The organism is Streptomyces sp. NPDC052721 (assembly GCF_040678315.1).
In the GTDB taxonomy this organism is placed as follows: domain Bacteria; phylum Actinomycetota; class Actinomycetes; order Streptomycetales; family Streptomycetaceae; genus Streptomyces.
The window spans coordinates 22,856-49,491 of the sequence record NZ_JBFATL010000055.1 but is presented as its reverse complement, the minus strand read 5'-3'; the positions used below and the strand labels follow the sequence as shown (position 1 = coordinate 49,491).

General features: G+C 73.3%; 22 protein-coding genes and 1 pseudogene. 13 read left to right on the top strand and 10 right to left on the bottom strand.

Annotated elements, in window-relative coordinates:
* A pseudogene (locus tag AB0L21_RS35365) lies at window positions 1–113 on the bottom strand (esterase); the annotation flags it as partial.
* Window positions 114–542: 429 nt separating this feature from the next.
* On the opposite strand from AB0L21_RS35365, the gene AB0L21_RS35360 reads away from it, so the two are divergent.
* From AB0L21_RS35360 to AB0L21_RS35345, 4 genes are all read left to right on the top strand, one after another.
* Window positions 543–2,411, top strand: coding sequence for an amidohydrolase (locus AB0L21_RS35360; RefSeq protein ID WP_365788305.1), 1,869 nt, complete (start codon window positions 543–545; stop codon window positions 2,409–2,411).
* Window positions 2,412–2,515: 104 nt separating this feature from the next.
* Window positions 2,516–3,178: a hydrolase gene (locus AB0L21_RS35355; RefSeq protein ID WP_365709617.1), complete on the top strand. Its 663-nt coding sequence runs from the start codon at window positions 2,516–2,518 to the stop codon at window positions 3,176–3,178.
* Window positions 3,179–3,231: 53 nt separating this feature from the next.
* Complete coding sequence (locus AB0L21_RS35350) at window positions 3,232–3,756, top strand: DoxX family protein (protein WP_365788303.1); 525 nt, start codon at window positions 3,232–3,234, stop codon at window positions 3,754–3,756.
* A complete protein-coding gene (locus AB0L21_RS35345; RefSeq protein WP_365709611.1) occupies window positions 3,737–4,474 on the top strand; it encodes a YoaK family protein in 738 nt (245 codons plus the stop codon). The genes AB0L21_RS35350 and AB0L21_RS35345 overlap by 20 nt, the downstream gene beginning before the upstream one ends.
* 155 nt (window positions 4,475–4,629) lie before the next feature.
* On the opposite strand, the gene AB0L21_RS35340 is transcribed toward AB0L21_RS35345, so the two are convergent.
* The gene (locus AB0L21_RS35340; RefSeq protein WP_365788302.1) at window positions 4,630–5,607 is read right to left on the bottom strand and encodes a helix-turn-helix domain-containing protein; all 978 of its coding nucleotides are present in this window, start codon (window positions 5,605–5,607) and stop codon (window positions 4,630–4,632) included.
* Between the two features lie 202 nt (window positions 5,608–5,809).
* Between AB0L21_RS35340 and AB0L21_RS35335 the strand changes: the two genes are divergently transcribed.
* Complete coding sequence (locus AB0L21_RS35335) at window positions 5,810–7,462, top strand: MFS transporter (RefSeq protein WP_365709607.1); 1,653 nt, start codon at window positions 5,810–5,812, stop codon at window positions 7,460–7,462.
* Between the two features lie 13 nt (window positions 7,463–7,475).
* On the opposite strand, the gene AB0L21_RS35330 is transcribed toward AB0L21_RS35335, so the two are convergent.
* The 8 genes from AB0L21_RS35330 to AB0L21_RS35295 form a co-directional block, all read right to left on the bottom strand.
* Window positions 7,476–9,218, bottom strand: coding sequence for a pyruvate dehydrogenase (locus AB0L21_RS35330; protein WP_365788301.1), 1,743 nt, complete (start codon window positions 9,216–9,218; stop codon window positions 7,476–7,478).
* A gap of 78 nt (window positions 9,219–9,296) precedes the next feature.
* Window positions 9,297–10,490: an XdhC/CoxI family protein gene (locus tag AB0L21_RS35325; protein ID WP_365788300.1), complete on the bottom strand. Its 1,194-nt coding sequence runs from the start codon at window positions 10,488–10,490 to the stop codon at window positions 9,297–9,299.
* Window positions 10,491–10,510: 20 nt separating this feature from the next.
* On the bottom strand, window positions 10,511–11,500 hold the full coding sequence (locus AB0L21_RS35320) for an amidohydrolase family protein (protein ID WP_365788299.1): 990 nt from the start codon (window positions 11,498–11,500) through the stop codon (window positions 10,511–10,513).
* A 68-nt stretch (window positions 11,501–11,568) separates the two neighbouring features.
* Window positions 11,569–12,051 (bottom strand): (2Fe-2S)-binding protein, encoded by a 483-nt coding sequence (locus AB0L21_RS35315; RefSeq protein WP_365709599.1) that lies wholly within the window; start codon window positions 12,049–12,051, stop codon window positions 11,569–11,571.
* A complete protein-coding gene (locus tag AB0L21_RS35310; RefSeq protein WP_365788298.1) occupies window positions 12,048–12,980 on the bottom strand; it encodes an FAD binding domain-containing protein in 933 nt (310 codons plus the stop codon). The genes AB0L21_RS35315 and AB0L21_RS35310 overlap by 4 nt, the downstream gene beginning before the upstream one ends.
* Window positions 12,977–15,253 carry a xanthine dehydrogenase family protein molybdopterin-binding subunit gene (locus AB0L21_RS35305; RefSeq protein WP_365788297.1) on the bottom strand — a complete coding sequence of 759 codons (2,277 nt, stop codon included), beginning with the start codon at window positions 15,251–15,253 and terminating at the stop codon, window positions 12,977–12,979. Before AB0L21_RS35305 ends, AB0L21_RS35310 begins: the two co-directional genes overlap by 4 nt.
* Window positions 15,254–15,520: 267 nt before the next feature.
* Window positions 15,521–15,859, bottom strand: coding sequence for a GNAT family N-acetyltransferase (locus AB0L21_RS35300; protein ID WP_365788296.1), 339 nt, complete (start codon window positions 15,857–15,859; stop codon window positions 15,521–15,523).
* A 20-nt stretch (window positions 15,860–15,879) separates the two neighbouring features.
* Window positions 15,880–16,869, bottom strand: coding sequence for a pirin family protein (locus tag AB0L21_RS35295; RefSeq protein WP_365788295.1), 990 nt, complete (start codon window positions 16,867–16,869; stop codon window positions 15,880–15,882).
* A 223-nt stretch (window positions 16,870–17,092) separates the two neighbouring features.
* Between AB0L21_RS35295 and AB0L21_RS35290 the strand changes: the two genes are divergently transcribed.
* The 8 genes from AB0L21_RS35290 to AB0L21_RS35255 all read left to right on the top strand — a co-directional run bounded on the left by AB0L21_RS35290 (window position 17,093) and on the right by AB0L21_RS35255 (window position 26,544).
* Complete coding sequence (locus AB0L21_RS35290; RefSeq protein WP_365709589.1) at window positions 17,093–17,536, top strand: SsgA family sporulation/cell division regulator; 444 nt, start codon at window positions 17,093–17,095, stop codon at window positions 17,534–17,536.
* 125 nt (window positions 17,537–17,661) lie between these two features.
* A complete protein-coding gene (locus AB0L21_RS35285) occupies window positions 17,662–18,237 on the top strand; it encodes a DNA starvation/stationary phase protection protein (RefSeq protein ID WP_365709587.1) in 576 nt (191 codons plus the stop codon).
* Window positions 18,238–18,361: 124 nt separating this feature from the next.
* Window positions 18,362–19,729, top strand: coding sequence for a cytochrome ubiquinol oxidase subunit I (locus AB0L21_RS35280; protein WP_365788294.1), 1,368 nt, complete (start codon window positions 18,362–18,364; stop codon window positions 19,727–19,729).
* Window positions 19,722–20,978 (top strand): cytochrome d ubiquinol oxidase subunit II, encoded by a 1,257-nt coding sequence (locus AB0L21_RS35275; RefSeq protein WP_365788293.1) that lies wholly within the window; start codon window positions 19,722–19,724, stop codon window positions 20,976–20,978. Before AB0L21_RS35280 ends, AB0L21_RS35275 begins: the two co-directional genes overlap by 8 nt.
* Window positions 20,975–22,705 (top strand): ATP-binding cassette domain-containing protein, encoded by a 1,731-nt coding sequence (locus tag AB0L21_RS35270; RefSeq protein ID WP_365788292.1) that lies wholly within the window; start codon window positions 20,975–20,977, stop codon window positions 22,703–22,705. Before AB0L21_RS35275 ends, AB0L21_RS35270 begins: the two co-directional genes overlap by 4 nt.
* The gene (locus AB0L21_RS35265) at window positions 22,702–24,366 is read left to right on the top strand and encodes an ATP-binding cassette domain-containing protein (RefSeq protein WP_365788291.1); all 1,665 of its coding nucleotides are present in this window, start codon (window positions 22,702–22,704) and stop codon (window positions 24,364–24,366) included. The genes AB0L21_RS35270 and AB0L21_RS35265 overlap by 4 nt, the downstream gene beginning before the upstream one ends.
* A gap of 92 nt (window positions 24,367–24,458) precedes the next feature.
* Window positions 24,459–25,310: an NmrA/HSCARG family protein gene (locus AB0L21_RS35260; protein WP_365709575.1), complete on the top strand. Its 852-nt coding sequence runs from the start codon at window positions 24,459–24,461 to the stop codon at window positions 25,308–25,310.
* A 169-nt stretch (window positions 25,311–25,479) separates the two neighbouring features.
* On the top strand, window positions 25,480–26,544 hold the full coding sequence (locus AB0L21_RS35255; protein ID WP_365709573.1) for a helix-turn-helix domain-containing protein: 1,065 nt from the start codon (window positions 25,480–25,482) through the stop codon (window positions 26,542–26,544).
* The last annotated feature ends 92 nt before the right edge of the window (window positions 26,545–26,636 follow it).

The window sequence follows — 26,636 nt, the reverse complement described above, 5'->3', positions numbered from 1 at the left end:
CGGCCCTCGGCGGGGGGCAGGTCGAACAGGTACGGCGGGTTGGCGGTCGCCGCAGCGAACTCGGCCGCGGCGGGCTCCAGCACCGGGGTCACCGGCGCCTGGGCATCAGACATGCGAATCTCCTGGACATGCGTAAGGGGCGCCGGTCGTTCCGGCATACGACCCGGATCGTCGTGCTGGGCACTCCGGCGCCGCTGAGCGCAACCGTAGACCGCTGTCCGCACGGCGGTTGCCCGTCCGTGCACGCCTGACGTCCTCAAAGCGCACGAACACCGCCCGCCGCACGCCGAGTGCGCTATGGGGAACAGGCCTGTGCACGGACGGGACACACGGCGGTGTTCCCCGGGCCTAGCGTGAGGGCACAGCGGTCGCGGTCCGCCCATCGGCACGACGGCGGACTCTCGCGCCACCACCGCTTTTCTCGCCCGCGTCTCTGATCGCTTTCTCGTCGCTCCGCTCGCCGCTCTCGGCGACCGCCGAGCGCGAGGGCAGCGGACATCCAGGACGCCCACCACGGAGGAGGTCCCGCACACGTGTCTGCCATGCCGGTCGGCGGGCTGGTTCCCCAGGCCATCGACGATGCCGCGGAGCTGGTCGTCCGCAACGCCAGTATCCATACGGGTGACCCGCGCCGCCCGCATGCCGAGGCGCTCGCCGTGCGAGGCGGTGTCATCACCGTCGTCGGCGACGACAAGGACGTCGCCCCGCACATCGGGCCCGCCACGAAGGTGGTGGACGCGCTCGGCCGGCGGATGATCCCGGGACTCAACGACGCCCATCTGCACGTGATCCGGGGCGGTCTCAACTACGTCCTGGAGCTTCGCTGGGACGGGGTCCGCACGCTCCGTCAGGCGCTGGCGATGCTGCGGGAACAGGCCGCGCGGACGCCGAAGGGCCAGTGGGTGCGCGTGGTCGGTGGCTGGTCGGCCGACCAGTTCGCCGAACGTCGGCTGCCGACCGTGGCCGAGCTGAACGCCGCCGCCCCCGACACCCCGGTGTTCGTGCTGCACCTGTACCAGTCGGCCGTCCTCAACCGGGCGGCGCTGCGGGCCGCCGGATTCGACAAGGACACGCCCGACCCAAAGGGCGGACAGATCGTCCGCGGCCGGGACGGGGAGCCGACGGGCATGCTGCTGGCGGCGCCGAGCGCCCTCATCCTCTACTCGACACTGGCCAAGGCGCCGGTTCTGGAGGGCGAGGACAAGAAGGTGTCGACCCGTCACTTCCTGCGCGAGCTCAACCGCTTCGGTCTGACCTCGGCGATCGACGCCGCCGGCGGTTTCCAGAACTTCCCGGAGAACTACAGCACCGTCATCGAGCTGGCGAAGGCCGGCCAGCTGTCGCTGCGCATCGCCTATCACCTCTTCCCGCAGACCGCGGGCCAGGAGATAGCCGACCTCACCCGCTGGATCGAGATGGCCCGCCCGGAGGACGGGGACGCGTGGCTGCGTCTCAACGGCGCGGGCGAGAACCTCACCTGGGCGGCTGCGGACTTCGAGAACTTCAGCCAGCCTCGTCCTGAACTCGGCGAGTACGAGGGTGAGTTCGAGAAGGCCGTACGTCTCCTCATGGAGAACGGCTGGGGATTTAGGCTGCACGCCACCTACGACGAGACCATCCGCCGGGACCTCGCGGTCTTCGAGAAGCTGGCCGCCGAGGGGCTCTTCCCGGCGGGGAACCGGTGGTTGTTCGACCACGCGGAGACCGTGTCCGCGGAGAGCCTGGACCGTGTCGCCGCGCTCGGCGGTGCCATGTCCGTCCAGAACCGGCTGTACTTCCAGGGCGAGGCGTTCCTGCGCCGCTACGGCCCCGGAGCCGCCGCGGACGCCCCGCCCATCCGGGCCATGCTGGACCGCGGACTGACCGTGGCCGCCGGCACGGACGCCACCCGGGTCTCCACCTACAACCCCTGGGTCGCCCTGCACTGGCTGGTGAGCGGACGCGACATCGGCGACCTGGTGCTCCGCTCCCCCGGCAACCGAGTCGACCGGGAGACCGCACTGCGGATGTTCACCGTCGCCGGCGCCGAGCTGACCGGCGAGGAGCAGGTCAAGGGCGTGCTGCGGCCGGGGTGTTACGCGGACCTCGCGGTGCTGTCCGACGACTACTTCACCGTGCCGGAGCCGGAGATCGCGCACATCGAGTCGCTGCTCACGGTCACCGGCGGCCGGATCGTCTACGCCGCCCGGGAGTACGAGGGCCTCGACGAGGAGCTGCCGCCCGTCACCCCCGCGTGGAGCCCGGTGGCGCACTTCGGCGGCTACCAGGCGTCCCGGCCGGCCGGCGTGCGCCAGGCGGAGGCCCTCGGCGAGGCCGTCGCGGAGTCGGAAGAGCACCGGGCGTGGCGCGCACGGCGGGGCCTGGCCCCCGGCGCCGCCGACATGCCGTTCGATCCCTGCTTCGTCCTCTGAGCGAACCCCCCTTCGTTCGCACCCACAGACCCCGTCCTCAGGACGGTTTTCCCCGACGCGGACGCCCGTCCGCGCCGCTGCTCATGGAATGGAAAGGCACTCTCATGGTCGACATCGCCCAGGTCACCGCGTCCCCCAGCCCCGACCTGCTGACCCCGGACAACTGCGCGGTCCTGTTCGTGGACCACCAGCCGCAGATGTTCTTCGGCACCGGCAGCGGCGACCGGACCGCGATCATCAACTCCACCCTGGGTCTGGCCAAGGCCGCCAAGGTGTTCGACGTGCCGGTCGTGCTGAGCACCGTGGCCGCCGAGTCCTTCTCCGGTCCGATCCTGCCGCAGCTCGCGGACGTGTTCCCGGACCAGAAGATCATCGACCGCACCACGATGAACGCCTGGGAGGACACCGCGTTCGTCGAGGCCGTCAAGGCGACCGGCCGCAAGAAGCTCGTCATCGCCGGTCTGTGGACCGAGGTCTGCGTCGTCCTGCCGGTGCTCTCCGCCATAGCCCAGGGCTACGAGGTCTACGTCGTCACCGACGCGTCCGGCGGTGTCAGCCCGCAGGCCCACGAGCACGCCGTCCAGCGCATGATCCAGGGCGGCGCCGTGCCGGTCACCTGGGTCCAGGTGCTGCTGGAGCTCCAGCGTGACTGGGCCCGCGGCGAGACGTACGTGCCGGTGACGGAGGTCGTGAAGGAGCACGGCGGCGCCTACGGCCTCGGCCTGGTGTACGCCCAGACCTTCATCGGCGGCCACGCGGCCGGCTGATCCTCTCCCCCAGCACAGCGATCAAGGACTGAGTCAGGAACAGGCAGGAAGAGATGGACGCGGGACTGCTGGTCCTCCGGGTGGTGGCGGGACTCCTCATCACCGGCCACGGAGTACAGAAGGTGAGCTTCCGGCTCGGGGGCCACGGCTTGGCAGGCGGAACCGAGGAGTTCCGGCACGACGGGTTCCGCGGCGGCCGGCTGACCGCGGTCGTCGCCGGCGCCAGCCAGATCGGGGCCGGCCTGTTCCTGACCGCCGGTCTGCTCACACCCCTGGCGGCGATGGCCGCCATGGGCGTGATGACGGTCGCGGGCACCGTCAAGTGGCCCAAGGGCCTGTGGGTGCAGAACGACGGCTACGAGTACCCCCTGGTCCTCGTGGTCGTCTCCGCGGCGCTGGCCCTCACCGGGCCCGGCGCGTGGTCCCTCGACCACGCGCTCGGCGTCACGCCGTGGCCCGTGTGGGTCGCGGTCGCCGCGATCGTGACCGGCCCGGCGAGCGGGCTGCTGACCCGCCTGGTGCTGCACCGCTCGCCCCTGGCACCGGAAGGAAAGACCTATGCGCAGCCTGCTGACTGACGCGGCCCACACGCTGGTCCCGCCCAAGGGCGACCGGCACGGCCCGCTGCCTCCCCTGATGCTGACCCTGACCGTGGTCACCGGTCTGGTCGACGCGGTGAGCTATCTGGCGCTGGGCCACGTCTTCGTCGCCAACATGACGGGCAACGTGGTCTTCCTCGGCTTCGCCCTGGCAGGCGCCCAGACCCTGTCCGTGCTCGCCTCCGTCGTCGCGCTGGCGGCATTCCTCGCCGGCGCGCTGAGCGGCGGCCGGCTCGGGACCCGGTTCGCGGGGCATCGCGGGCACCTGCTGAAGACGGCCACCGCCGCGCAGACCGTGCTGGTCGCCGTCGCCGTCGTCGTCACGGCGGTCGCCGACGGCCGGGTCACCACCGGCGTCGAGTACACGCTGATCGTGTGCCTCGGGCTCGCCATGGGGCTGCAGAACGCGGTCGCCCGGCGCCTCGGCGTGCCGGACCTCACCACGACCGTACTGACGCTGACCCTCACCGGTCTGGCCGCGGACTCCCCGCCGGCGGGCGGCGCGGCACCCAGGCCAGGCCGCCGGATCCTGTCCGTGCTGGCCATGCTGCTCGGCGCCTTCGCCGGCGCGGAACTCGTCCTGAACGGCCACCTCGTGCTCACCCTGGGCCTGTGCCTGCTGCTCCTGGCGGTCACCTCCGCGGTGACCCACCGCCTGTCCACCGACGGTGCCGCCTGGACCCGACCACCGTCCTGACCGAAGGCCCTGGTCAGAACGGAACGCCCTGGTCCGGACGCAAGGCCCCCGTCCAGATGCAACGCCCCGGGTCCAGACGGAACGCCCGGCCCAAACGGAACCCCTGGTCCGGGCGGAACCCCTGGTCCGGGCGGAAGCACTCCGGCCGGCCGGGTTCATCCCCCGGCCTCCCGGTCGCCCCGCCCGGCGAACTCCCGCCATTCGCTGGGCGACATCCCGTAGGCCGCGCGGAACACGCGGCTGAAGTGGGTGGGGCTCGCGAAGCCCCAGCGGTGCGCGACCGCCGCGATGGTCGTGTTCTCCGCGGAACGCAGGGTGAGGGCACGCCGGCACTCGGCCAGCCGCCGGCGCTGGATCAGCCGGCCGACCGTCGTGCCCTCCTCCCGGAACAGCTTGTGCAGGTAGCGGACGGAGATGTGGTGGGCACGGGCGATCGTCTCCGGAGACAGGTCGGCGTCGCTCAGCCGCAGGTCGATGAAGTCCAGGATGTCCGACATCAGCGGCGCCCGGGTGCCGGGCTCCTGTCCACCCTGGTCGGCCAGTTGCTCGCCGGCCAGGGTGGACAGCAGGCTCACGGCGTTCCAGGCGAGCATGTCACCGACCGGGGACCGGGACACCGCCGCGGTGTCGGCGAAGTCGGACAGGAACGGCGAGAGCAGGGCGCCCAGCCGGGACGTCGGGGTGACCGGGGCGTGCGTGAGGCGGGGCACGTCGGAGTGGGCGAGCCCGAGGAGTGCACGGGAGAGCAGGAACACCTTCAGGCGTGCCTGCCGCGGGAAGTCCAGCTCGGGGGGCTGGTGCACGTCGTAGAAGCAGATGTCGCCGGGACCCAGGAGCACATCCGCGGCGGGCTTCCGTGCGGGTGAGGCGCCGCCGGTGCCGCGCAGCCCCACGAAGAGGTACTCGCCGCTCTCCCGGGCGATCAGCCGCCGGGGACGTGCGGCGGGGCCCGGCGCCGCGTACGGCGGTCTCTCCCGGGGCAGGCATGCGGGTACCGCGTCCCTGATGACGATGTCCAGGCCCATGGGCATCCGCCGCGCCCTGCTGCCCGGTGACGTACCGGCGGTGGACGGGCCGGCCGTGGATGCGCCGGCCGTGCGCCTGCCGATGAGGGACGTCCCTGTGACAGACATGAACCGCCCTTGCCTCCGAACCGTTGTCGCGTGGAGCGGCGACGGCGTCGGAGGATCCGGACCCGGCTCCGCTTCGCCCGGAGCGTAGGCCGGTGGATGTGCGAAAAAAGTGACAAGACAGTGACCGGGGGCTGCGCTGCCGGGCCACACCCCATGCGCTCATGGTCAAGAGCCGGGGGACGGCGGCCCCTACTGTCCCGGCATGAGCAGCGCATCTCCAGCCTCCGCACCCGCCGCGACCGACTCCCCCTGGGCGCCGCTCGCGGCGCGCGTCTTCCGGGCCCTGTGGATCGCCCAGCTGGTCTCGAACATCGGCAGCTGGATGCAGACGGTGGGCGCGCAGTGGCTGCTGGTCGGGCACGGTGCCGCGCTGGTGACGCTCGTGCAGACCGCCGCCGGCCTTCCCGTGCTCCTGCTGGCCCTGCCCGCCGGGGTGGTCGCCGACCGCTTCGACCGGCGCTCGGTGCTGCTGGCCGCGCAGTGCGCGATGCTCGCCGTGTCCGGTGCCCTCGCCGTGCTGGCGTTCCTGGACGCGCTGACGCCGGCGGTGCTGCTCCTGCTCACGTTCCTGCTGGGGTGCGGCACCGCGCTGATGGGCCCGGCCTGGCAGGCGATCCAGCCGGAACTGGTGGAGCGCCGGCGGCTCGGTCAGGCGGCGGCGCTGGGCGCGGTGAACATGAACCTGGCCCGTGCCGTCGGTCCGGCGCTCGGCGGGGCGGTGGTGGCGGCGGCGGGCGCGGGCTGGGTCTTCGCCTTCAACGCGGCCTCCTACCTGGGCATCGCGGCCGTCCTCGTGGCGTGGCGGCGCCCGGAGCCGGCTACCGCCACCGTCCCCGGGAACGACGGCCTGCTGGCGGCCCTGTACGCCGGCCGCCGCTATGTGTGGAACGCGCCCGGCGTCCGCCGGGTGCTGCTGCGCACGCTCCTGTTCATCCCCGGCGGTGCCGCGCTGTGGGCGCTGCTGCCGCTGACCGCGAGCCGCTTCCTCGGCCTCGGCTCGGGCGGATACGGGCTCCTGCTCGCGGCGGTGGGCGTGGGAGCCGTGGCGGGTGCGTTCGCGCTGCCGCGCGTCCGTGCCCTGCTGGGTGCCAACGGCACGCTCGCCGCAGGCGCCCTGGTGTTCGCCGGGGTGCTCGCCGTGCTGGCGACGGTCCGCACACCCTGGCTGGTCACGGTCGCTCTGCTGCCGGCGGGGCTGGCCTGGATCGGGGTGCTGTCCACGCTCAACGCGGCCGTGCAGACGCGGCTGCCCGGCTGGGTCAGGGCGCGTGGCCTCGCCGTGTATCTGCTGGTCTTCCAGGGCGGCCAGGCGCTCGCGGCACCGCTGTGGGGCGCGGTGGCCGACTGGGTGGGGCTCAGCGCGTGCCTGCTGGTCGCCGGCGCGGTGATGCTGCTCAGCGCGGCCAGTGTGCGCCGGTGGCCGCTGTACGACGCCGAGGGCATCAATCCCTCGCCGTCCGACCACTGGCCGGCCCCTCCCCTGGTGTTCGAGCCGGGAGAGGCCGACGGCCCGGTCCTGGTCTCCGTCGTCTACCGCGTCCCGGCCGGGAACCGGGCCGCGTTCACGGACCGCATGCGCCAGGTCGCCCGCTCCCGGCGCCGTACGGGAGCCCTCTCCTGGGGTCTCTACCAGGACGGCAACGACCCGGAACGCTTCGTCGAGAACTACCTCGTCGGCTCCTGGGCGGAACACCGCGCCCAGCACCACGTCCGGCTGACGGCCACCGACCGCCGGCGCGAGGAGGAGGCTCGTGAGCTGCTGGCGCCGGGGACGGTGCCCGAGGTGACCCATGCCTTCGACACCGTGGCGGGGCCGGCCGTACCGGCCGGGTCCGGCCCCGCGCTCGCCGAGTAGGGTGCGCGCCCGGTCAGGGGCGGGGGATGTTGCGGAGGTTGGCCCGGGCCAGGTGGACCATGCGGCCGACGCCTCCGCTCAGGACGGTCCGGCTGGCGGACAGGGCGAAACCGGTGAGCTGCTCGGTGGTGATCTTCGGCGGTACGGCCAGCGCGGCGGGGTCGGTGACGACGTCGACCAGCGCGGGCCCGTCGTGGGCGAACGCCTCGCGCAGCGCGTCCCGGACCTGGCCGGGCTGCTCCACCCGGATGCCGCGCGCTCCGGCGGCCGTGGCGATGGCGGCGTAGTCGGCGTGCGGGTAGCTCGTGCCGTGCGGGGGCAGGCCGTCGACCATCATCTCCAGGTCGACCATGCCGAGGGAGGAGTTGTTGAAGACGACCACCTTGACGGGCAGGTCGTACTGGACGAGCGTGAGGAAGTCGCCCATGAGCATGGAGAATCCGCCGTCGCCGGAGAGCGAGACGACCTGCCGGCCGCGGTCGAGGAACTGGGCGCCGATGGCCTGGGGCAGCGCGTTGGCCATGGAGCCGTGCACGAAGGAGCCGAGGATACGACGGCGGCCGTTGGGCGTGAGGTAACGCGCCGCCCACACACAGCACATGCCGGTGTCCACGGTGAACACGGCGTCGTCGGCGGCCTCTTCGTCGAGCACCGAGGCCACGTACTCGGGGTGGATCGGGGTGTGCCGGTCGACGTCGCGGGTGTAGGCGCTGACGGCGCCTTCGAGGGCGTGCGCGTGCCGCTCCAGCATCCGGTCGAGGAACCGGCGCGACTGCTTCTCCCGCACCGCGGGGGTCAGGCAGCGCAGGGTCTCGCGGACGTCTCCCCAGACGGCGAGGTCGAGTTGGGTGCGCCGGCCCAGCCGCTCGGGCTGCACGTCGACCTGTACGGTGCGCACATGGCGGGGCAGGAAGTCGGTGTACGGGAAGTCGGTGCCGAGGAGGATGAGCAGGTCGCACTCGTGCATGGCCTCGTAGGCGGCGCCGTAGCCGAGCAGACCGGACATGCCGACGTCGTACGGGTTGTCGTACTGGATGTGTTCCTTGCCGCGCAGGGCGTGGCCGACGGGGGCCTTGACCTTCCCGGCGAACTCCATCACCTCGGCGTGGGCGCCGGCGACGCCCCGGCCGCAGAACACCATGACGCGTTCGGCGCCGTCCACCAGCTCGGTGAGCCGGGCGATCTCCTGGTCGCTGGGGCGGATGGCGGGCAGGTCCAGGGGCATGGCGAGTTCGGGTGCCGCGTCCGGGGAGTCCTCGGCGGCGGTGTCGCCGGACAGCGCCACGACCGAGACCCCGCGCCGGCCGACGGCGTGCTGGATGGCCGTCTGCACCACGCGGGGCATCTGACGCGGTGAGGAGATCAGCTCGGAGTAGTGGCTGCACTCGGCGAACAGCCGGTCGGGGTGGGTCTCCTGGAAGTAGCCGGTGCCGATCTCGCCGCTGGGTATGTGGGCGGCCAGCGCCAGCACGGGCGCCATCGAACGGTGGGCGTCGTACAGGCCGTTGATCAGGTGGAGGTTGCCGGGTCCGCAGGATCCCGCGCACGCCGCGAGCCGCCCGGTGAGCTGGGCCTCCGCTCCGGCGGCGAACGCCGCGACCTCCTCGTGGCGGACCTGGATCCATTCGACGTCGGCGTGCCGCCGGACCGCGTCGACGACGGGATTCAGGCTGTCTCCGACCACGCCGTACATGCGGCGCACGCCGGCGCGCGCCATGAGGTCGACGTATTGTTCGGCGATGGTCTGCTTGGCCATGGCACTCCTCGGGTTCGGGCCTTGCGGCACGACCCTCCGGGCGGGGGCACGGAGGGCCTGCCTCGCGCCCGGACCACGCTAGTGAGCGCGGAGCCCCGCGGTTGTCCGTCCGCGCACGGGATCGGCTCCGGCAGCGCACCGGGCGTCGGCGGCGCCGGGACGGTCCCCGTTCGCGGTCGGGTGGATGGGCCCGTCCAGCAGGGCGAGCGGGCGGGCGCTGCGGCCGCTGCGGACGGCGATGAGTTCCGCGGCGAAGGACACGGCGGTCTCCTCGGGTGTCGACGCGCCCAGGTCGAGGCCGAGGGGCGCGTGCAGCCGCGCGAGGGCGTCGGGCGACACGCCGGCCGCGGCGAGGTCCTCCCGCCTGCGTGCCTGGACGCGGCGGGAACCGAGCGCTCCGACGTAGGCCAGGGGGCGGCCGAGGGCTTCGGCGAGGACGGGGACGTCGAACTTCGGGTCGTGTGTCATCACGCACACCACGGTCCGGTGGTCGGTCTCCGTGGCCGCCAGGTACCGGTGGGGCCAGTCGACGACGACCTCGTCGGCGTCCGGGAAGCGCTCGGGTGTGGTGAAGGTGGCGCGGGCGTCGCAGACCGTGACGTGGTAGCCGAGGAGGGTGCCGATCCGGCTCACCGCGCCGGCGTGGGCGTTGGCGCCGAAGACCAGCAGCCGGGGCGGCGGGGCCCACGCCTCGAACAGCACGCGCGGGGCGTGCGGCTCGCTCGGCACGCCTGCGGCGTACGTCCGTACGGCGGTGCCGTCCTGGTCGAGCATGCGGCGGGCGTCGGCGAGGACGGCGAGGTCCAGGGCGGGGTTGCCGGTGCTGCCCAGGTGCCCGTCCTTCCACACGGCGACGGATCCGCCGTCGTCTCCGGTGGGTCCCGGCAGGACGCGCGCCACGACGACCGGGCGCCGCGCCGCCGCGGCCAGTGCGGCGGCGCCGAGGACCCTTGCCGTCCCGTCGTCCACGGCCTGGACGAAGACGTCGATCTCGCCTCCGCACATCAGCCCCACCGCGAACGCGTCGTCGTCGGCGTACCCGAAGGACACGCACCGCGCCCGGCCCGACTCCAGCACCTCACGGGCCAGGTCGTAGACGGCGCCTTCGACGCAGCCTCCCGACACACTGCCGAGGGCCGTACCGTCCTCGTGGACGCAGAGCGCCGCTCCGGTGCGCAGCGGTGCGCTGCCCCGGACGGCGACGACGCTCGCGAGGGCGCAGCGGGCTCCGGCGGCCTGCCACTCCAGCAGGCGGGGCGCCAGGTCTCGCATGGGATCTCTCCGATCTGCCGTCAGCTGTGGTTCGGCGTGCTCAGGCCGAGGAACCTGCGGCCGTTCGCTTCGAGGGTCTCGGCGTCGATGCCGTGCGCCAGCGGAAATCCGACCGGGTCGGGCTGCGCCATGTCGAAGGGGTAGTCGCTGCCGCAGACGATCCGGTCGGGCGAGGCGTGGGCCCGCAGCAGCGCGAGGACCTCGGGGTCGTGGGTGATGGTGTCGAAGTAGAGCAGGCCGAAGGACTCCGCCGGGGGACGGCTGCTGCCACGGCGCACGTCGTCGCGGGTGCGCCAGCCGTGTCCCCACCGGCCCAGCAGCGAGGGCGCGCAGCCGCCGCCGTGGACGAAGCAGATCCGCAGGCCGGGGAGTTCTTCCAGGACGCCGCCGAGCAGGACCCCGGCCACGGCGGTCGTGGTCTCCACGGGGTTGCCGATGAGGTTGACCAGGTAGTGGTGGTCCCATTCGGTGCGCGGCAGTTGCATCGGGTGGACGAGGACGGACAGGCCCAGTTCGGCCGCGATGCCGAGGACCTGCCGGGGGACGCCCCGGTCGTAGGAGCGGCCGTCGACCACGGGCGGGACCGCGATGCCCGCGATGCCGTCGGCGGCGGCGAGCCGGGTCAGTTCCCTGCGGGCGGCGTCGGCGTCGTCCAGCCGGACCAGTCCGAGTCCGACGAGGGTGCCGTCCGTGCGGGACACGGCGTCGGCGAGTTGTTCGTTGTAGGCGGCCACGTAGTCGTCCGCGTCGGCGGGGGCGTGCACGGGGAAGGCGAAGGGCGGGGCGGAGATGACGCGCGCGCCGAGTCCGGCCTTCAGGGTGTCGGCGACGATGGTGTCGACGTCGGTCATGGCGGTGGTCGGGAACGACAGTGGGATGTCGCCCAGGAAGAGTTCGCCGTCGCGGTCGTTCATGCCGCCGAGCGGGTTCCCGGGTGGCAGGGGGAGCAGGTCGCGGGGCAGCCAGTGGGCGTGCACGTCGATCACTCCGGCGCGGATGTCACCGTTCATGTGTGTCTCCTCGGTCGCCCCCGGGACCGCCGCTTCGCGGGGGCGGTCCGTGCGGGGGCCGGCGTGTGTCAGGCGGTGGTCTCCCGCTGTTCCCGGGCGGCGCGGGCGATGGCGCGCCGGATGGGTTCGTAGCCGGTGCACCGGCAGATGTTGGAGCCGACGACGGCTTCGACGGCGTCGGGCTTGTCGGCGAGGTCGGGGTCGGCGTCGAGCGCTCCGGCGGCGACCATGAGGAAGCCGGGGGTGCAGAATCCGCACTGGAGGGCGTGCTCGGCGGAGAACGCCCGTTGCAGCGGGTGGGGTTCGCCGTCGGGCCCGGCGAGGCCCTCGACCGTGCGGATCGAGCTGCCGTCGCACTGTACGGCCAGCACCAGACAGGCGCGGATCGCCTCGCCGTCCATGAGCACGCTGCACGCCCCGCAGATGCCGTGCTCGCAGCCCAGGTGGGTGCCCGTGAGCCCCAGGTCGTCGCGGAGGACGTCGGCGAGCAGGCGGCGGGGCTCGACGTCCAGGGCGTGTGCGGTGCCGTTCACGGTGAGCGTGATGTTCATCGGGGGTCTCCCTGTCGTGGGACGGGACGCGAGCGCAGGTCGGTTGCCGCCTCGGTGAGTGTTCTGCCGACCAGCACGGCGATGGCCTGCCGCTTGTACTCGACGTCGGCGTACGGCTCGGCGAGGGGTGCGGCGTCCTCCTGGGCGGCGGCCCGGCCGGCGCGGGCGAACGGATGGCCGTCGGGGAGCCGGGAACCCGCGGGGAGCGGGGCGAAGTCGGCGCCGATCAGCGCCTGTTCGGCGGCGCGGGCCCGGAGGGGGCGGTCGGCGGAGTTGACCAGTCCGATGCGTGCGTCGCTGATCACGCCGTCGGTCACCGTGAGGGCCGCCGCGACCGCGACCTGGGCGAAGCAGAAGTGCGTGCGGCGGTGTTCGACGAAGCCGACGCCGGTGTTCTCGCCGAGCAGTGGCAGGCGTACGGCGGTGATCAGCTCCTGCGGCCGGCGCGCGGTGCGGTACGGGCCGAGGAAGTAGTCCCGCGCCGGGATGGAGCGGGCGCCGTCGGGGCCGGTGACCTCGACGGTGGCGTCGAGGGCGACGCCGATGGCGCACCATTCCGAGGCGGGGTGGGCCCAGCCGAAGCTGCCGGCCATGGTGCCCCGGGAACGGATGGGCGGGTGGGCGATGTTGACGACGGCCCGGGACAGCAGGGTGCCGAGCGGGCCGGGGACGGCGTCGGCCGACTCGAAGGCCGCGTGGCGGACGAGGGCGCCGACGCGCAGTTCGTCGCCGTCGACGCGCATGCCGTCGAGTTCCGGGATGCGGTTGATGTCGACGACGAGCTGCGGCCGGACGCGTTGCAGGTGCATCTCCAGGATCAGGCTCTGTCCGCCGGCGAGCACCTGGGCCGCGCGGCCGGTGTCGCCGAGTGCCTCGACGGCCTCGGCGACCGTGCGGGGGACGGCGTAGTCGAAGGACGCGGGTTTCACCGGACACCTTCCTCGTGCTTCGGGGCGCGGGCCGCCCGCCAGACGCTGTCCGGCGTGAGCGGCATCTGGAGCAGGTCGGGATCGGCGGTCCGCAGGGCGTCGGCGACGGCGTTGACGATGGCGGCCGGGGTGCCGATGCAGCCTGACTCCCCCGCTCCCTTGGCGCCCAGCGGGGTGCTGGGGCTGGGTGTGCAGGTGTCCTTGATCTCGATGGGCGGGATCTCCGTGTACGTCGGCAGCAGGTAGTCCAGGAATCCGCTCGCCAGGTGCGGTACGCCGTCCGCGTCGAACGTCATGCCTTCGTAGAGGGCCTGGCCGATGCCCTGTACGGCGGATCCGTACGCCTGTCCGTGGACCACGGTGGGGTTGAGGACCACTCCACAGTCGTCCACGGCCACGAGCCGCAGGACGTTCACGGTGCCGAGGTCGGGGTCCACCTCGGTCACGGCGACATGTGCGCCGAAGGGGAAGGCCATGCCGGCCTCGTAGCGGTCCTCGACGCGCAGCGGTCCGGTCGCCCTGACCAGTTCGGCCAGGCTCAGGACGGCCGAGCCGCCGGAGGTCGCGTGGACGGTGCCGTCGGCCCACGCGACCTTGCCGGCCGGCAGGCCCCACAGCTTTGCCGCCCGGTCGCGGGCCTCCTCCATCAGGAGGCCGGCCGCGTGCTGGAGCATCGCGCCGGCGACCTGTGCCGAGCGGCTGGCGAAGGAGCCCAGTCCTTCGGGCTGTTCGTCCGTGTCGCCCTCGATGAGGCGGACCTGTGCCTCGGGGATGCCGAGGGTCTTGGCGACGAGCGCGGGGAAGACCGTCTCGTGCCCCTGGCCGCTGGGGGCGGCGCCGCAGCGTGCGGTGACGGTGCCGTCCTCGTGGGCCTCCAGGCTGCCGAACTCGTGCAGACCCCCGGGTTCGCCGCCCGAGCGCTCCACGTAGCAGGAGACGCCGATACCGAGCGGCAGCGCGTCGGGGTCGCCGCGGCGGCGCTCCTGTTCGGCGCGCCACTCCTCGTAGCCGGCCGTCTTCAGCGCGAGGTCCAGGGCGGCGGCGTAGTTCCCGCTGTCGTAGCGGCGGCCGGTGGGTGTGTCGTACGGGAAGGCGTCGGGCGGGATGAAGTTGCGCCGGCGCAGCTCGATCGGGTCGATGCCGAGGCGCCGGGCGAGCAGGTCCATGGTGCGCTCGATGGCGATGGCGGCCTCGGGGCGTCCGGCGCCGCGGTAGGGGTAGGTCACCATGGTGTTGGTGAGCACCGAGCGCAGGGTCGCGTGGACGTGCGGGGTGGTGTACGCGCCGGACGCCATCCATGCCGTCTGCATGGGCAGGCCGACGCCGAGGTGGGGATAGGCGCCGACGTCCGCGTTGATGTTCAACTCGTAGGCCAGCAGGCGCCCTTCGGCGTCGGCGGCGAGCCGGACGGTCTGGTCCTGGCCCCGGCCGCGGGTGGCGACGAGCATCGACTCCAGGCGGTCCTCGATCCAGCGCACCGGCCGGCCGAGCGTGACGGCCAGGTAGGCGACGACCACGAACTCGGGGAAGGCGGCGCTCTTGGAGCCGAAGGCTCCTCCGGTGTCCGGGACGACGACCCGGACGCGGTCGGCGGACCAGCCGAGCAGCGCGGCGAGTTCGCGCCGCAGCCGGTGCGGCATCTGGTGCCCCGACCAGACGGTCAGCCGGTCCCCCTCGGGTACGGCGAGGATCGTGCGGCACTCCATGGGGCTGGGCATGAGCAGTTGCTGCCGGTAGGTGGCCTCGACCACGGCGGCGGCGTCCTGCCAGACGGCCGGGTCGATGGGCGCGCCGGCCTCGCCCCGCAGGGCGGTGTTGCTGAGGCCGTCGAACAGGCGGACGGAGTCGTCCAGGGCAGCGGACGGTGTCACCACCGCGGGCAGCGGATCGATGACGGCGGTGACTTCGGCGGCACCGTCCTCGGCCCGGTAGCGGTCCTCGCCGAGGACGACCGCCAGCGCCTCGCCGGGATAGCGCACCCGGTCCTTGACGAGCGCCGGCCACTCCCGGCCCGCGACGGCTTCCTCCGTGGACAGCCGGGCGAGCAGGGTGTGCGGAACCGGAGGCAGGTCCGGCAGGTCCGCGGCCGACCAGGCGCCCACGACACCGGGCACATCACGCGCCGCGGCACAGTCCACGCTGCGCAGCGAGCCGTGGGCGACCTTGCTTCTCACAAATGCGGCGTCCAGACATCCCGGCACGTGAATATCGGCGACGTACCGGCCTTTCCCGGTGAGCAGCCGTTCGTCCTCGCGCCTTGTCCATCGCTCCACAACAACACCTCGTTCGTGTGGGTGCGGGAATTGACCGGGGCGACGGCCGTGTCCGGCGGCAAGCGTGGCGCGGGATATCCGGCTCGTCGCTGCGTGGCCGTTCCCGGGGAACGCCACGCCGGTGGAATTCGACTGCTTGGACACTAACCGCGGTGGCGGCTGCGGAGCGAGGGGGACACGGACAGTGTGCGCTGTGGGACCAGAGACGTGCGCGGCGTGGACAGCCGGCCGCCGGCCCTGGACGGCCGGCGGCCGAGGTGGGGCGGGTCAGCCCAGTTCGGTCTCCAGCCACCGCAGGACGTCGGGCGTCACGGGGTCGACCAGGTCGGCGAACTCCTCGTGTCGCTTGAGGAACTTGGCCACGTACGGGCAGACGGGCACGATCCGCTTCCCGGATTCCCGTACGTCGGTGAGCGCCTCCTGGACGAGCCGGGAGGCCAGGCCCTGTCCGGCGAAGGCGTCGTCGATCTCGGTGTGGTAGAAGACGCGCTGCGCGTCGCGGTCGCGGTAGGCGGTCAGCCCGGCGCGCTTGCCGTCGACGAGTATTTCGTAGCGATTCCTGGCGTCCACGCGCTCGACGACGGGGGTGGCGGAAGGCTGGCTCATGGGGTGCCTTTCGGATGGCGTCAGTGACGCGGCGGATTCCTGCGCGGAGTGATGGTGGCATTCGGCAGGACGGGGGCGGGAAGACGGTCTCCCGGATATCCTTCGACGGCGCCGAAGCGATCGGAAGAGTTCTGCCAGTCCTCGCGGGCCCTGACAATATCCTCGTGGCTCCGGCCGATGAAATTCCACCACATGACGATCTCCTCCTCGAAGGGTGTTCCGCCCAGGAGGACCGTCCGCGCGACGTCGTCCGACTGGTTGGTCAGGGTCAGCGTGCCGGGGCCGGGGTGGACATAGCCCAGCTCGGCGGGCTTCAGAAGGACGTCGGCGAGGCGGACGGCGCCCTGGTCGACCAGGAGACCGTGCTCGAAGCCGGGGTCCACGGCGAGGGTGACGGCCGTGTGCGGTTCAAGGACGATCTCGGCGCCGAGCAGGGGCGTGAAGGTCGGCACCGGGGAGGTGGCGCCGGCGAGGGAGCCGAGGAAGACCCGGATCTCGGCGCCGCCGGTCCGTACGGGCTCGGGGACGTGGTGCCGGAAGTCCCGCGCGGTGGCGCGGTGCTCCTCCGGCAGTGCCACCCACAACTGGACGCCGTGCAGGACGGTGGTGCGCGGGGTGGAGACCTCGGAGTGGCTGATGCCGTACCCGCCGGTCATCAGGTTCAGCTCGCCGGGCCGTACGAGGGCGTGGCTGCCCAGGCTGTCGCGGTGCTCGATCTCCCCGCTGAAGAGCCAGCTCACGGTCTGCAGTCCGGTGTGGGGGTGCGGGGCGACGTCCATGCCGCCGGTCTCGGCGACGTCGTCGGGGCCGTAGTGGTCGGCGAAGCACCAGGCGCCGATCAGGGTCCGGGCGCGCTGCGGCAGTGTGCGCCGTACGGTCATCGCGCGCGGGCCGCCCAGGGGCACGTCGCGCGGGGTCAGTACGTCGACCCGTGGCGTCCCGGCCGGCGGCCCGCCGTCCTCCTCGGTGCCGCAGCGCACTTCGACGGGCTCCGTCTCGACATTGCTCATCGGGATCACCTCTCCACCCAGTAATTGTTCTACATTCAACCATCATCCGGCCGGACCGGCCCGAGCGCCAGGCGTACAGGCCCGAGCCCTTCTTCTTCGGACAACATCCCGTGCACGCGTCGGCAAGCCGCACCCCCGCACCAGCCGTACCGTCGTCAGCACCTCGGCCCGTCAGAGCGCGGGCCGGCACACCGAACCGAACCGCCGCAGACAGGGGGACGGCATGAGAAACGATCCTGCCGGGGCCACGGACGAGGACCCGATCGTATGCAAGACCAGCGTCCGCGTCACCGTGGCCGACGAACTGCCGATACCGGTCCCGGCCGAACTCCGGTACTCCGCGGCGGATCCCTACGCCGTGTGCCTGTCCCTGGGCGCCCCCTCCGCGCTGTGCGTCGAGTGGGTCTTCGCCCGGTCGCTCCTCGCCCAGGGGCTGCGCCGGCCCACCGGGGCCGGGGACGTGGTGGTCTACCCGCGGCGCCAGGGCCGGCCGGACTCGATCCGCGTCCTGCTCAGGACCCGTGCCGGCTCGGCCCTCCTGGAGCTGGCGAGCGCCTCCGTCACGGCCTTCCTGCACCGCACCGAGGTCCTGGTGCCGCCGGGCACCGAGCACCGCCACCTCGATCTGGACCGTGTCGTGGAACAGCTCACGGCCGGCAGCGAGTGACCCGCCCGGCGTGACGTCCGGTGCACTGACGAGCACCAACGCGTGCGCTCCCGGGCAAACCGCCTCCCGGTCCGGCATCTAGCGTCGACCGCGTACGCAAGCACGCCATCCGCAGGAGGCCCGTCATGACCACCGGAACCCAGCCCCCGAGCAGCCAGCCCTGGCTGCACCAGAAGGGCGCGGTCATCCAGGAGTTCGGAACCGTCAAGCAGTTCCCCATCGCCCTGTCCTACGAGGCGCGCATGTACTCCTGCCAGCGCCTGAACAAGGTGCTGGCCGACACCCAGATCCTCTACGGCCTGTACAAGAAGCACCACTGGATCATGCGGGGCGCGACCTTCTACCAGCTGCACCTGCTGCTGGACAAGCACGCCGGCGAGCAGCTGGACCTGGTCGACACCCTCGCCGAGCGCGTCCAGACCCTGGGCGGCGTCGCGGTGGGCGATCCCCGGCACGTCGCCGAGATCACGTCGATCCCGCGCCCGCCGGACGGTGTGGAGGAGGTCCCGGCGATGCTCTCGCGGCTGCTGGAGGCCCACGAGACCATCCTGACCGAGGCCCACGACGCGGCGGCCCGCACCGCCGAGCTGGGTGACGACGGCACCAACGACCTGCTGGTGTCGCAGATCATCCGCACCGGTGAACTGCAGGCCTGGTTCCTGGCCGAACACCTGGTGGACACCCCGCTCGTCCGCTCCTGAGCCCGGCGGGGGACCGCCCACGGCGGAACGGGCGGGGGCGTCCGTCAGCGCGGGACCGCGATCCCGCTGACCGCGCGCCCCCGCCCGCCCCACCTCCCCGTCAGCACCGCTCCCCGGAGTACCCATGGCTTCGCCCGCCGTCGTCGAACTGTCCCGCTGGCAGTTCGCGATCACCGCGATCTTCCATATGACCTTCCCCGCGCTCACCGTCGGGCTGTCCGTGCTCCTCGCCGTCGTGTACACGGTGTACGTCCGCACGGGAAACCCGCTCTACCTGCAGATCTTCCGGTTCTGGAGGAAGATCTTCGCCGTCGGCTTCGGCCTGGGCGTCGTCGCGGGCACGGTGATGACCTTCGAGTTCGGCCTCAACTGGGGGACGTACGCCCACGCGGTCGGACCGGTCATCGGGGTCACCATCGGCATGGAAGTGATCACGGCCTTCTTCCTGGAGGCCGGTTTCATCGGCCTCATGCTCTACGGCGAGGGGCGGATCCGCCCCCGCGCCATGGCCCTGGCCTGCTGGATGGTCGCCTTCGGCACGCTGCTGTCCACCACCTGGATCCTGTCGGCCAACAGCTGGATGCAGGACCCGGTCGGCTACCGGAAGGTGGACGGCCAGTTCCACGCCGAGGACTGGGTGAGCGTGCTGCTCAACCCCGCCTTCGCCCACCGCTTCCCGCACATGCTGCTGGCCGTGCTGATCAGCGCCGCCTGGTTCGTCGGCGGGATCTCCGCCTGGTACCTGGTCAAGAACCGGGTCACCGCGCAGCCCATGGCCCGCCGCTGCCTGTCCATCGCCCTCGGCGTGCTCGGGGTGCTGATGCCGGTCCAGCTCTACGTGGGAGACGGCACGGCGGTCTTCATGGGCCGGCACCAGCTGCCGAAGCTGGAGGCGTTCGAGGGCAACTGGAAGAGCGACAACAACGGCTACAACCTCCTCGTCGTCCCCGACACCGACCACGGTGAGAACCGGCTGCACGTCGAGGTCCCCTACCTCGGCTCGGTCATCGCCCAGGACCTCAGCGGCAGGACGAACACGCCCGGACTGCTCCAGACCCCGCCCGACGAGCGCCCCAGCATGTGGACCACGTTCTACGGCTTCCGCGCGATGTACTTCGCCGCGCTCCTCATGTTCGCCACGGCCTTCGCCGGCGTGGTCCTGCGCGTGCGGCGCCGCCTGTTCGACTCACCTCGATTCCTGCGCTGGATGGTGTGGATGACCCCGGCCGGGATCGTCGCCATCACCGGCGGCTGGATCGTCGCCGAGACCGGCCGCCAGCCCTGGGTCGTCTACGGCCAGTTGCGCACCGCCGACGCGGTCTCCCACCTCGGCACCTTCGAAGTCGCCGCCACCCTCGCCGGTTTCGTCCTGCTCTACGTCACCCTGCTGGCCATCTGGGTCCGCTACATCGTCCGTACGGTCAAGGCCGGCCCCGAGCCACTGCCCACCGGACCCGCCGCGCCCGACGTCCCGGAGGCCCTCGTTGCTTGAGTACGCCGCCTACGCCCTCGCCCTCTTCTCGCTCGGCATGTACGTCGTCCTCGACGGCTACGACCTCGGGGTGGGCATGCTCAGCCTGGCCGCCGGGCCCGAACGCCGACGCGAGTACGGCGAGATCGTCGCGACCGCCTGGGACGCCAACGAGAGCTGGATCATCCTGGCCGGGGTCGTCCTGTGGGCCGGTCTGCCGGGCGCCTACTCCGTCGTACTGCCCGCGGTCTACCTGCCGCTCGCCGGCATGCTGATCGCCGTCATCCTGCGCGGGCTCGGCCTGGAGATGCACAGCGCGGCCGGCCGTTACCGGCGCGGCTGGGCGCTGCTGTTCGGCGGGGCGTCGCTCGCGGCGGCCGTCTGCCAGGGTCTCGTGCTCGGCGCCGTGCTCACCGGCCCCCGGCAGGAGGGCGGACGCTTCACGGGCGGGGCCTTCGACTGGCTCAGCCCCTACAGCCTGCTGTGCGCGCTCGGTCTGGTCGTCGTCTACCTGCTGGCCGGGGCCGCCTGGTTGCAGGACAAGACCGAGGGCTGGTCCCGGTCACGGACCCGCCGCACCGGGCGGGCGCTGCTCGCGGCCACGGCGGCACTGGCGGTGCTGCTCGGCCTGCTGCTGCCGGGTGCCGACCCGCAGCGCCTCCAGCTGGGCGAGCCGCTGCGGGCCGTGCCGTTCTGGCTCGCGGTCGCGGTGGCCGTCGGGGCCGGTGCGGTCGCCTGGTCCGGCTTCGGCCGCGCCCCGGACTGGCGGCCGTTCGCCGCCGTGGCCACCCTGACGGCCGCGGGTCTGCCGGCCCTGGTGGCGCTCACCGCCCCGGTGGTCGTCCCGCCCGCGTCGACCGTCCACCAGGTGGCGAGCCCGCACTCCTCCCAGCTCTTCCTGGTGCTGGGCGTGGGACTGTGCATGCCGTTCGTCCTGGCCTACAACGTGTACGCGTGGCGCAGCTTCCGGGGCAAGTACACCGATCCGGTGGAGCAGGCCCCTGCGCCGCAGCGGGCGGTACCGCGCACGCCGGTGGCTCCTCCCGCGCCCTCCGGCACCGTGCGGACCGTGCTGCGCCGGACCCTGCTGGTGGTGCTCGGCGTCCTGGCGACGGCCCTGTCGCAGGACGTGTTCGGCGGGGTGGCCGAGTGGATCGGCCCGCTCGGCGTCACCGTGCTCGCCGGGGCCGCACTGGCCGCGTGGATCGCCGGGGACCGCCGTGACCTGCGGACCGGCTGCTTCGACGCGGAGGCGGAGCGCACGTCGTGAGCACCGCCACCACCGTGCTGCTGGACGAACTGGCCACGGACCGCGCCGGTACCCCGGCGACCGAACGGCTGCGGGAATGGGCGTCCGCGGGACGGCCGGAGCTGCGCCGCGCGGGACTCCTGCGCGGCGCGGCCCAGGCGGGCACCGTCGTCTGGGCGGGCGGTCTGGCCTGGGCGGCCCGGCGCGGGCTGGACGCGCTGCACGGCGCGCCCCTGACCACCGTACTGGCGCCCGCCCTGACGACGGCGGCCGGAGTCGCCCTGCGGGCCGCACTGCTCTGCGCCGGGGAGGCCGCCGCCGCCCGGGGTGCCCGCGCCGTGCGTGAGGCCCTGCGCGCCCGGCTCGTCGCGGCGGCGCTGCCGCTGCGCGGCCCGGCCCGGACCGACGTGGACGACACGGCGCCGGCCCAGGCGGTCGACGGCGAGGTCGACGAGCTGAGCGACTGGCTCACCGAGTACGTGCCCGCGCGAACCACCATGCTGCTCGGCAGCGGCCTCACCCTGGCCGCCATCGCCTGCCGCAGCTGGTTCGTCGCCCTGCTGGTGCTGGCCGCGACGCCGCTGCTGCCGGCCAACCTGAAGGTCATCGGCCTGGGCACGCAGACCGCCGTACGCGCCCAGCTGTCGGCCATCCGCGTCCACCGGGCACGGCTGCTGGACCATCTGCGCGGGCTGCCCACCCTGGTCGGGCTCGGCGCGCACGAGGAGGCGGCCGGTGCGCTGGCCCGCTCCGACCGGGAGGTCGCCGGCCGCACCGAGAAGGTGCTGCGGATCGCCTTCCTGTCGACGGCGTGGGTCGAACTGCTCATCACCGGCACCCTCGCCGTCGTGGCCACCTACTGCGGGCTGGCCCTCCTCGACTACCTGCGGCTGCCCCTCGTACCGGACCACATGAGCCTGTCGGCCGCACTGTTCGTCCTGGTCCTGGTGCCCGCCTACTTCGCGCCCGCCCGGGATCTGGCCGCCGGCTACCACGCCCGCGCCCGGGCGACCGCCGCCGCCGGCCTGCTGGCCCCGCTCCTGGACGCCCACGGCGAGGCCGAGGCACCGGCCGGCCCACCGGCACGGCCGTCCGTGACGCCACCGGGGGTGCGCCTGGACGCCGTGACGGTCCGCCATCCGGGCCGGACCACACCGGCGTTGGACGGTGTGAGCGTGCACCTGGCGCCCGGGCGGTGCCTCGCCGTCACCGGTCCCAGCGGGGCGGGCAAGTCCACCCTGCTGGCGGTGGCGGCCGGGCTGTGCGCACCGCACGGCGGACGCGCGCTGCACGTGCTCGACGGCCGGCCCGTGCCCGCCGATCCCGGCCGAGTCGCCCGGGTGGGCCAGCCGGCCCACCTGCTGCCCGGCACCGTCCGCGAGAACCTGCTGCTGGCCCGGCCCACCGCGAGCGACCACGACCTGCTGGACGCCCTCGCCTCGCTCGGCTTCACCGACCTCCTGGCCGTACTGCCCCAGGGGCTGGACACACCGGTGGGCGAGCGGGGCACCGGCCTGTCGTCCGGGCAGTCGCAGCAACTCGCGCTCGTCCGCGCGCTGTTGCGGGACGCCCCCGTGCTGTGCCTGGACGAGCCCACCGCCCATCTCGACCCCGAGGCGGAGCGGCGCGTCATGGCCGCGCTGCGTACCCTGACCCACGACCGGACGGTCCTGCTCGCCACCCACAGCCCCGCACTGCTGGCCCTCGCCGACCAGGTGGTCACGCTCGACCGAGGCAGAGCCCGATGAGGCCGGACCGTGCCTGGCGGCTGCTGCGGACGGCCGTCCCGCGCCGGGCCCTGGTCACCGGTCTGCTGCCGGCCGCCGCGGGCGAACTCGCCGGAGCCGCGCTGCTGGGTGTCTCCGGATGGTTCCTGACGACCTGCGCCGTGGTGACGCTCCAGGCCAACACCACCTGGTCGTGGATGTATCCGTCCGGTGCCGTGCGGGCGCTGGCCCTGGGCCGTACCGGTCTGCGGTATTGGGAACGCCTGGTCAACCACCGGGCTCTGCTGGCCGCCCAGGTGGCCCTGCGCGCCCGGCTGGCCCGGGGTGCGGCCCGGCTCACCGCGCGGGAGCTGCGCGCACAGCGCGACGGGACGCTGCTCACCCGGCTCACCACCGACGTGGAGACGGTGGCGGGCCTGTCCGCGAACGTCTGCGCGCCGCTGGTGGCGGCGATCACCACCGCGTGCCTGGTGGAGATCCTGCTGCTGGCGGCGATGCCCCGGCTGGGGCTGGCCGAACTGCTCGTCTGGGCGGCCGGTCTCTGGTGCGCCCGGCGCGCGCACCGGCGGGCGCGGGCCCACCTGGCCACCGCCGCCGAGGCCCGGGCGGCACTGCGTACCGTGCTGCTCGGCAGCCGGGCCGCCTTCGACGAACTGCGCTGCCTGGACGCCGTTCCCCAGGCGCGACGGGCGGCGACGACCGCCGTGACGGCCGTCGAGTCGGCCGAGTGGGCCGCCGCCCGGGCCGAACGGCTCGGCCGGCTGACGCTGCGTTGCCTGGCCGCCGTGGGCCAGGCGGCGGTACTGGTGATCGCCCTGGGCGCGGCCCCGGCCCAGCCGGTCGCCGTCGTGGTGGGCGAGGTGCTGCTGCTCACCGCCGGGTGGGAACTGCTGGAGAGGCTGCCCCGGCTGCTCCAGCACCTGGCCCGGGCCGATGACGCCGCCGCACGCCTCGCGCCGCTGGCGGCCGACGAGCGGGCCGTGGACGGGACCGGGGACCGGCAGCCGGAGACCGCCCGCTCCGTGGAAGCGTCCGGTCTGCCGCTGCTCGGCTCGTCCGCACCCCTCACCACCACCCTGTCGGGTCCCGGCCTGACGCTGATCACCGGCCCCAACGGCAGCGGGAAGTCGACGCTGCTCGGCCGGCTCGCCGGGCGCCTGCCGGCCCCCGCCGGCACAGTCCTCCTCGACGGCACCGCGGTGCATCGGCTGCCGGCCGGAACCGTCGCCGGGACCGTCACGCTCGTGGAGGCCGACGACTGGCTGGCCGACGACACGGTGGCGGCCAATCTGCGGCAGGCGGCACCCTCGGCCGGCCCCACCGCCCTGGAGGCCGTCCTGGACGTGGTCGGACTGTCGGCCCTGCCGCTCGACGCCTCCGTGGGCCCCGGCGGGCGCCTGCTCTCCCAGGGGCAGCGCAGGCGCCTCGCCATCGCGCGGGCCGTGCTGAGACGTCCCCCGGTCCTGCTGCTGGACGAGCCCGTCGCCGGCCTGGACCGCCCCACCGCCCAGGCCCTGCTGGCCGCACTGCCCCGGGCGCTGCCCGACACCGCGCTGGTGATCGCGCTCCAGGACCAGGACGTCGACCTGCTGGACCGGGCACCGACCGACGTCGTCCGCCTCGGGGACGGCCTCGCCGCCGCCGCGCCGCCGGGGACGGCCGCGGCCACCCGCGCGCCGTGACGCCGGGTACGGCGGCCTGGGTGGAAGGTTGCCGGGGGGCCGGCTCACTGCGGCCGGACTTCATCACCGCATACGAGAGAGGGAGATCTTCGATGACCGACCAACCGGTTCTGGTGCTCGCGGCGACCGGCGGGCAGGGCGGGGCGGTGACCGAGGCGCTGCTGGGCCGCCGGGCCCGGGTCCGCGCGCTGGTGCGTGACCCGGGCCGCAGATCCGCCCGGGAACTGGCCGAGCGGGGCGTCGAGGTGGTGGCGGGATCGCTGAGCGACCGCGAGTCGCTGGCCTCGGCGATGAGCGGGGTCGCGGGTGTCTTCGCGTTCACCACCCCCTTCGAGGCAGGAGTCGACGCGGAGGTGGACCAGGGGCGGGCCATCCTCACCGCCGCGACGGAAAAGCGCGTTCCGCATCTGGTGTTCAGCTCCGTGGCAGGGGCCGACCAGGACAGCGGGGTGCCGCATTTCGAGAGCAAGGCGCGCATCGAGGCGGAGCTGGCCGCAGGCGATGTGCCGTACACGATCCTGGGGCCGACCTACTTCTTCGACAACGCGCTGGGCGGTGCGGAGCGCATCCTGGACGGCGTCCTCGATCTGCCGCTGCCGCCCGACCGGCCGTTGCAGCAACTGGCACGTCCCGACCTCGGCGCGTTCGCGGCAAAGGTGCTGCTCGACCCCGCTCCCTACACCGGGCAGCGCATCGAACTGGCCGGTGACGCACCCACTCCCTCCGAGATGGCGGACGCGCTCGGCGCGGCGCTCGGGCGGGAGGTCCGGCACGAGCAGGTCCCGCTGGCGGCGATCGGCAATCCGGACATGCACGCGATGTGGGAGTTCCTGAACGGGCCCGGCTACCGCGTCGACATCCCCGCACTGCACGCCGCCCACCCGGAGGTCCGCTGGACCCGCTTCGCGGACTGGGCGCGGCGCGTCTGGGCGGGCGCCCGCTGAACCGGCCGTCCTGACACCGGCCCACGGCGGGACCGCTCCGGCCGGCCCGGGGCGGAACCGCCCGGCCCCTGCCCCGTACCGCTGGTCTCACGCGTTCACGCGATGTGGTGACCCGGGCCGTCCTGGCACGCTGCGTTTTCGAAAGCGCACCGGCCGAAGGGCGGAGATCATGTCGTCGGATCCATCGACACCGGACACCGGGACCTCAGTCACCCTCTACACCACGAAGACGGTTCCCACGCACAGACGACGGGCGTACTGGCGCGAGGCCCTGTCCCAGACGTTCGGTGCCCTGGACATAGACGTTCCCGACGACGTCGGCTGCGGCACGATCCGTGTGTCACCGCTGGGCCCGATACTGGCGGTCACCGTGGACGGCGATCCACTGCGGGCCCAGCGCACCCGGCGGCTCATCGCGGGGAGCGACAACGACGACCACGTGGTGGTGAAGCTGCTGAGCATCGGGGTGGCCCGCATCGAGCAGGACGGCCGTGAGGCGTTCGTGCGGCCGGGGCAGCTCTTCGTCTACGACATGGCGCGGCCCGTCCAGCTGACCCTCCCCGAGCGCTTCCGGTCGAAGTCCCTGGTCCTGCCCCGGGAGGTCCTGGGTCTGAGCGAGTCGGACCTGCGGCAGATCACGGCGGCTCCGCTCGGCTCCGAGTCGGCGGTCGGCAGCCTGCTGACGCCGCTGCTGTCCCGGCTCGTGGACAGCGCGGCGACGTATCCGCAGCGGACGGGTGAGCTGATCGCCCGCAATGTGGTGGACCTGGTGCAGACCCTGGCCGAGGAGCGGCTCCGCAGCGGGACCGAGGACGCGGCGAGCGGCGCCCGGATGTCACTGGCGCGGATCCGGGCGTACATCGACCGGCATCTCCCGCATCCGGATCTGACGCCGGACTCCATCGCCCGGGCCCACCACATCTCGGTGCGCTATCTGCACAAGCTGTTCGAGCTGGAGGACATCACCGTCAGCCGGTGGATCCAGCAGCGCCGGCTGGAGTACTGCCGTCGTGACCTGGCCCGCCGGGAGTCGGCGGACCTGACCGTCGCCGCGGTGGCGCACCGCTGGGGCTTCACCAGCGCGTCCCACTTCAGCCGGGTGTTCCGGGCCGCCTACGGGATCTCCCCCGCCGCGTGGCGCGACTCCGCCCTGCGTGAACGGTCTGCGTTCCTCCAGGGCCGGACGGACGCAGGCCCCGCTTCGCTGTTGGTCGGGCCGGCCGCGTCGGCATGAGCCGGTCCGGCGGGCGTCAGCATGAGCCGCGTCACGCACCACCGCTTCCTCACCATGCGCTGAGCTGCCGTTTTTGCCATAGTGGCCCCCGG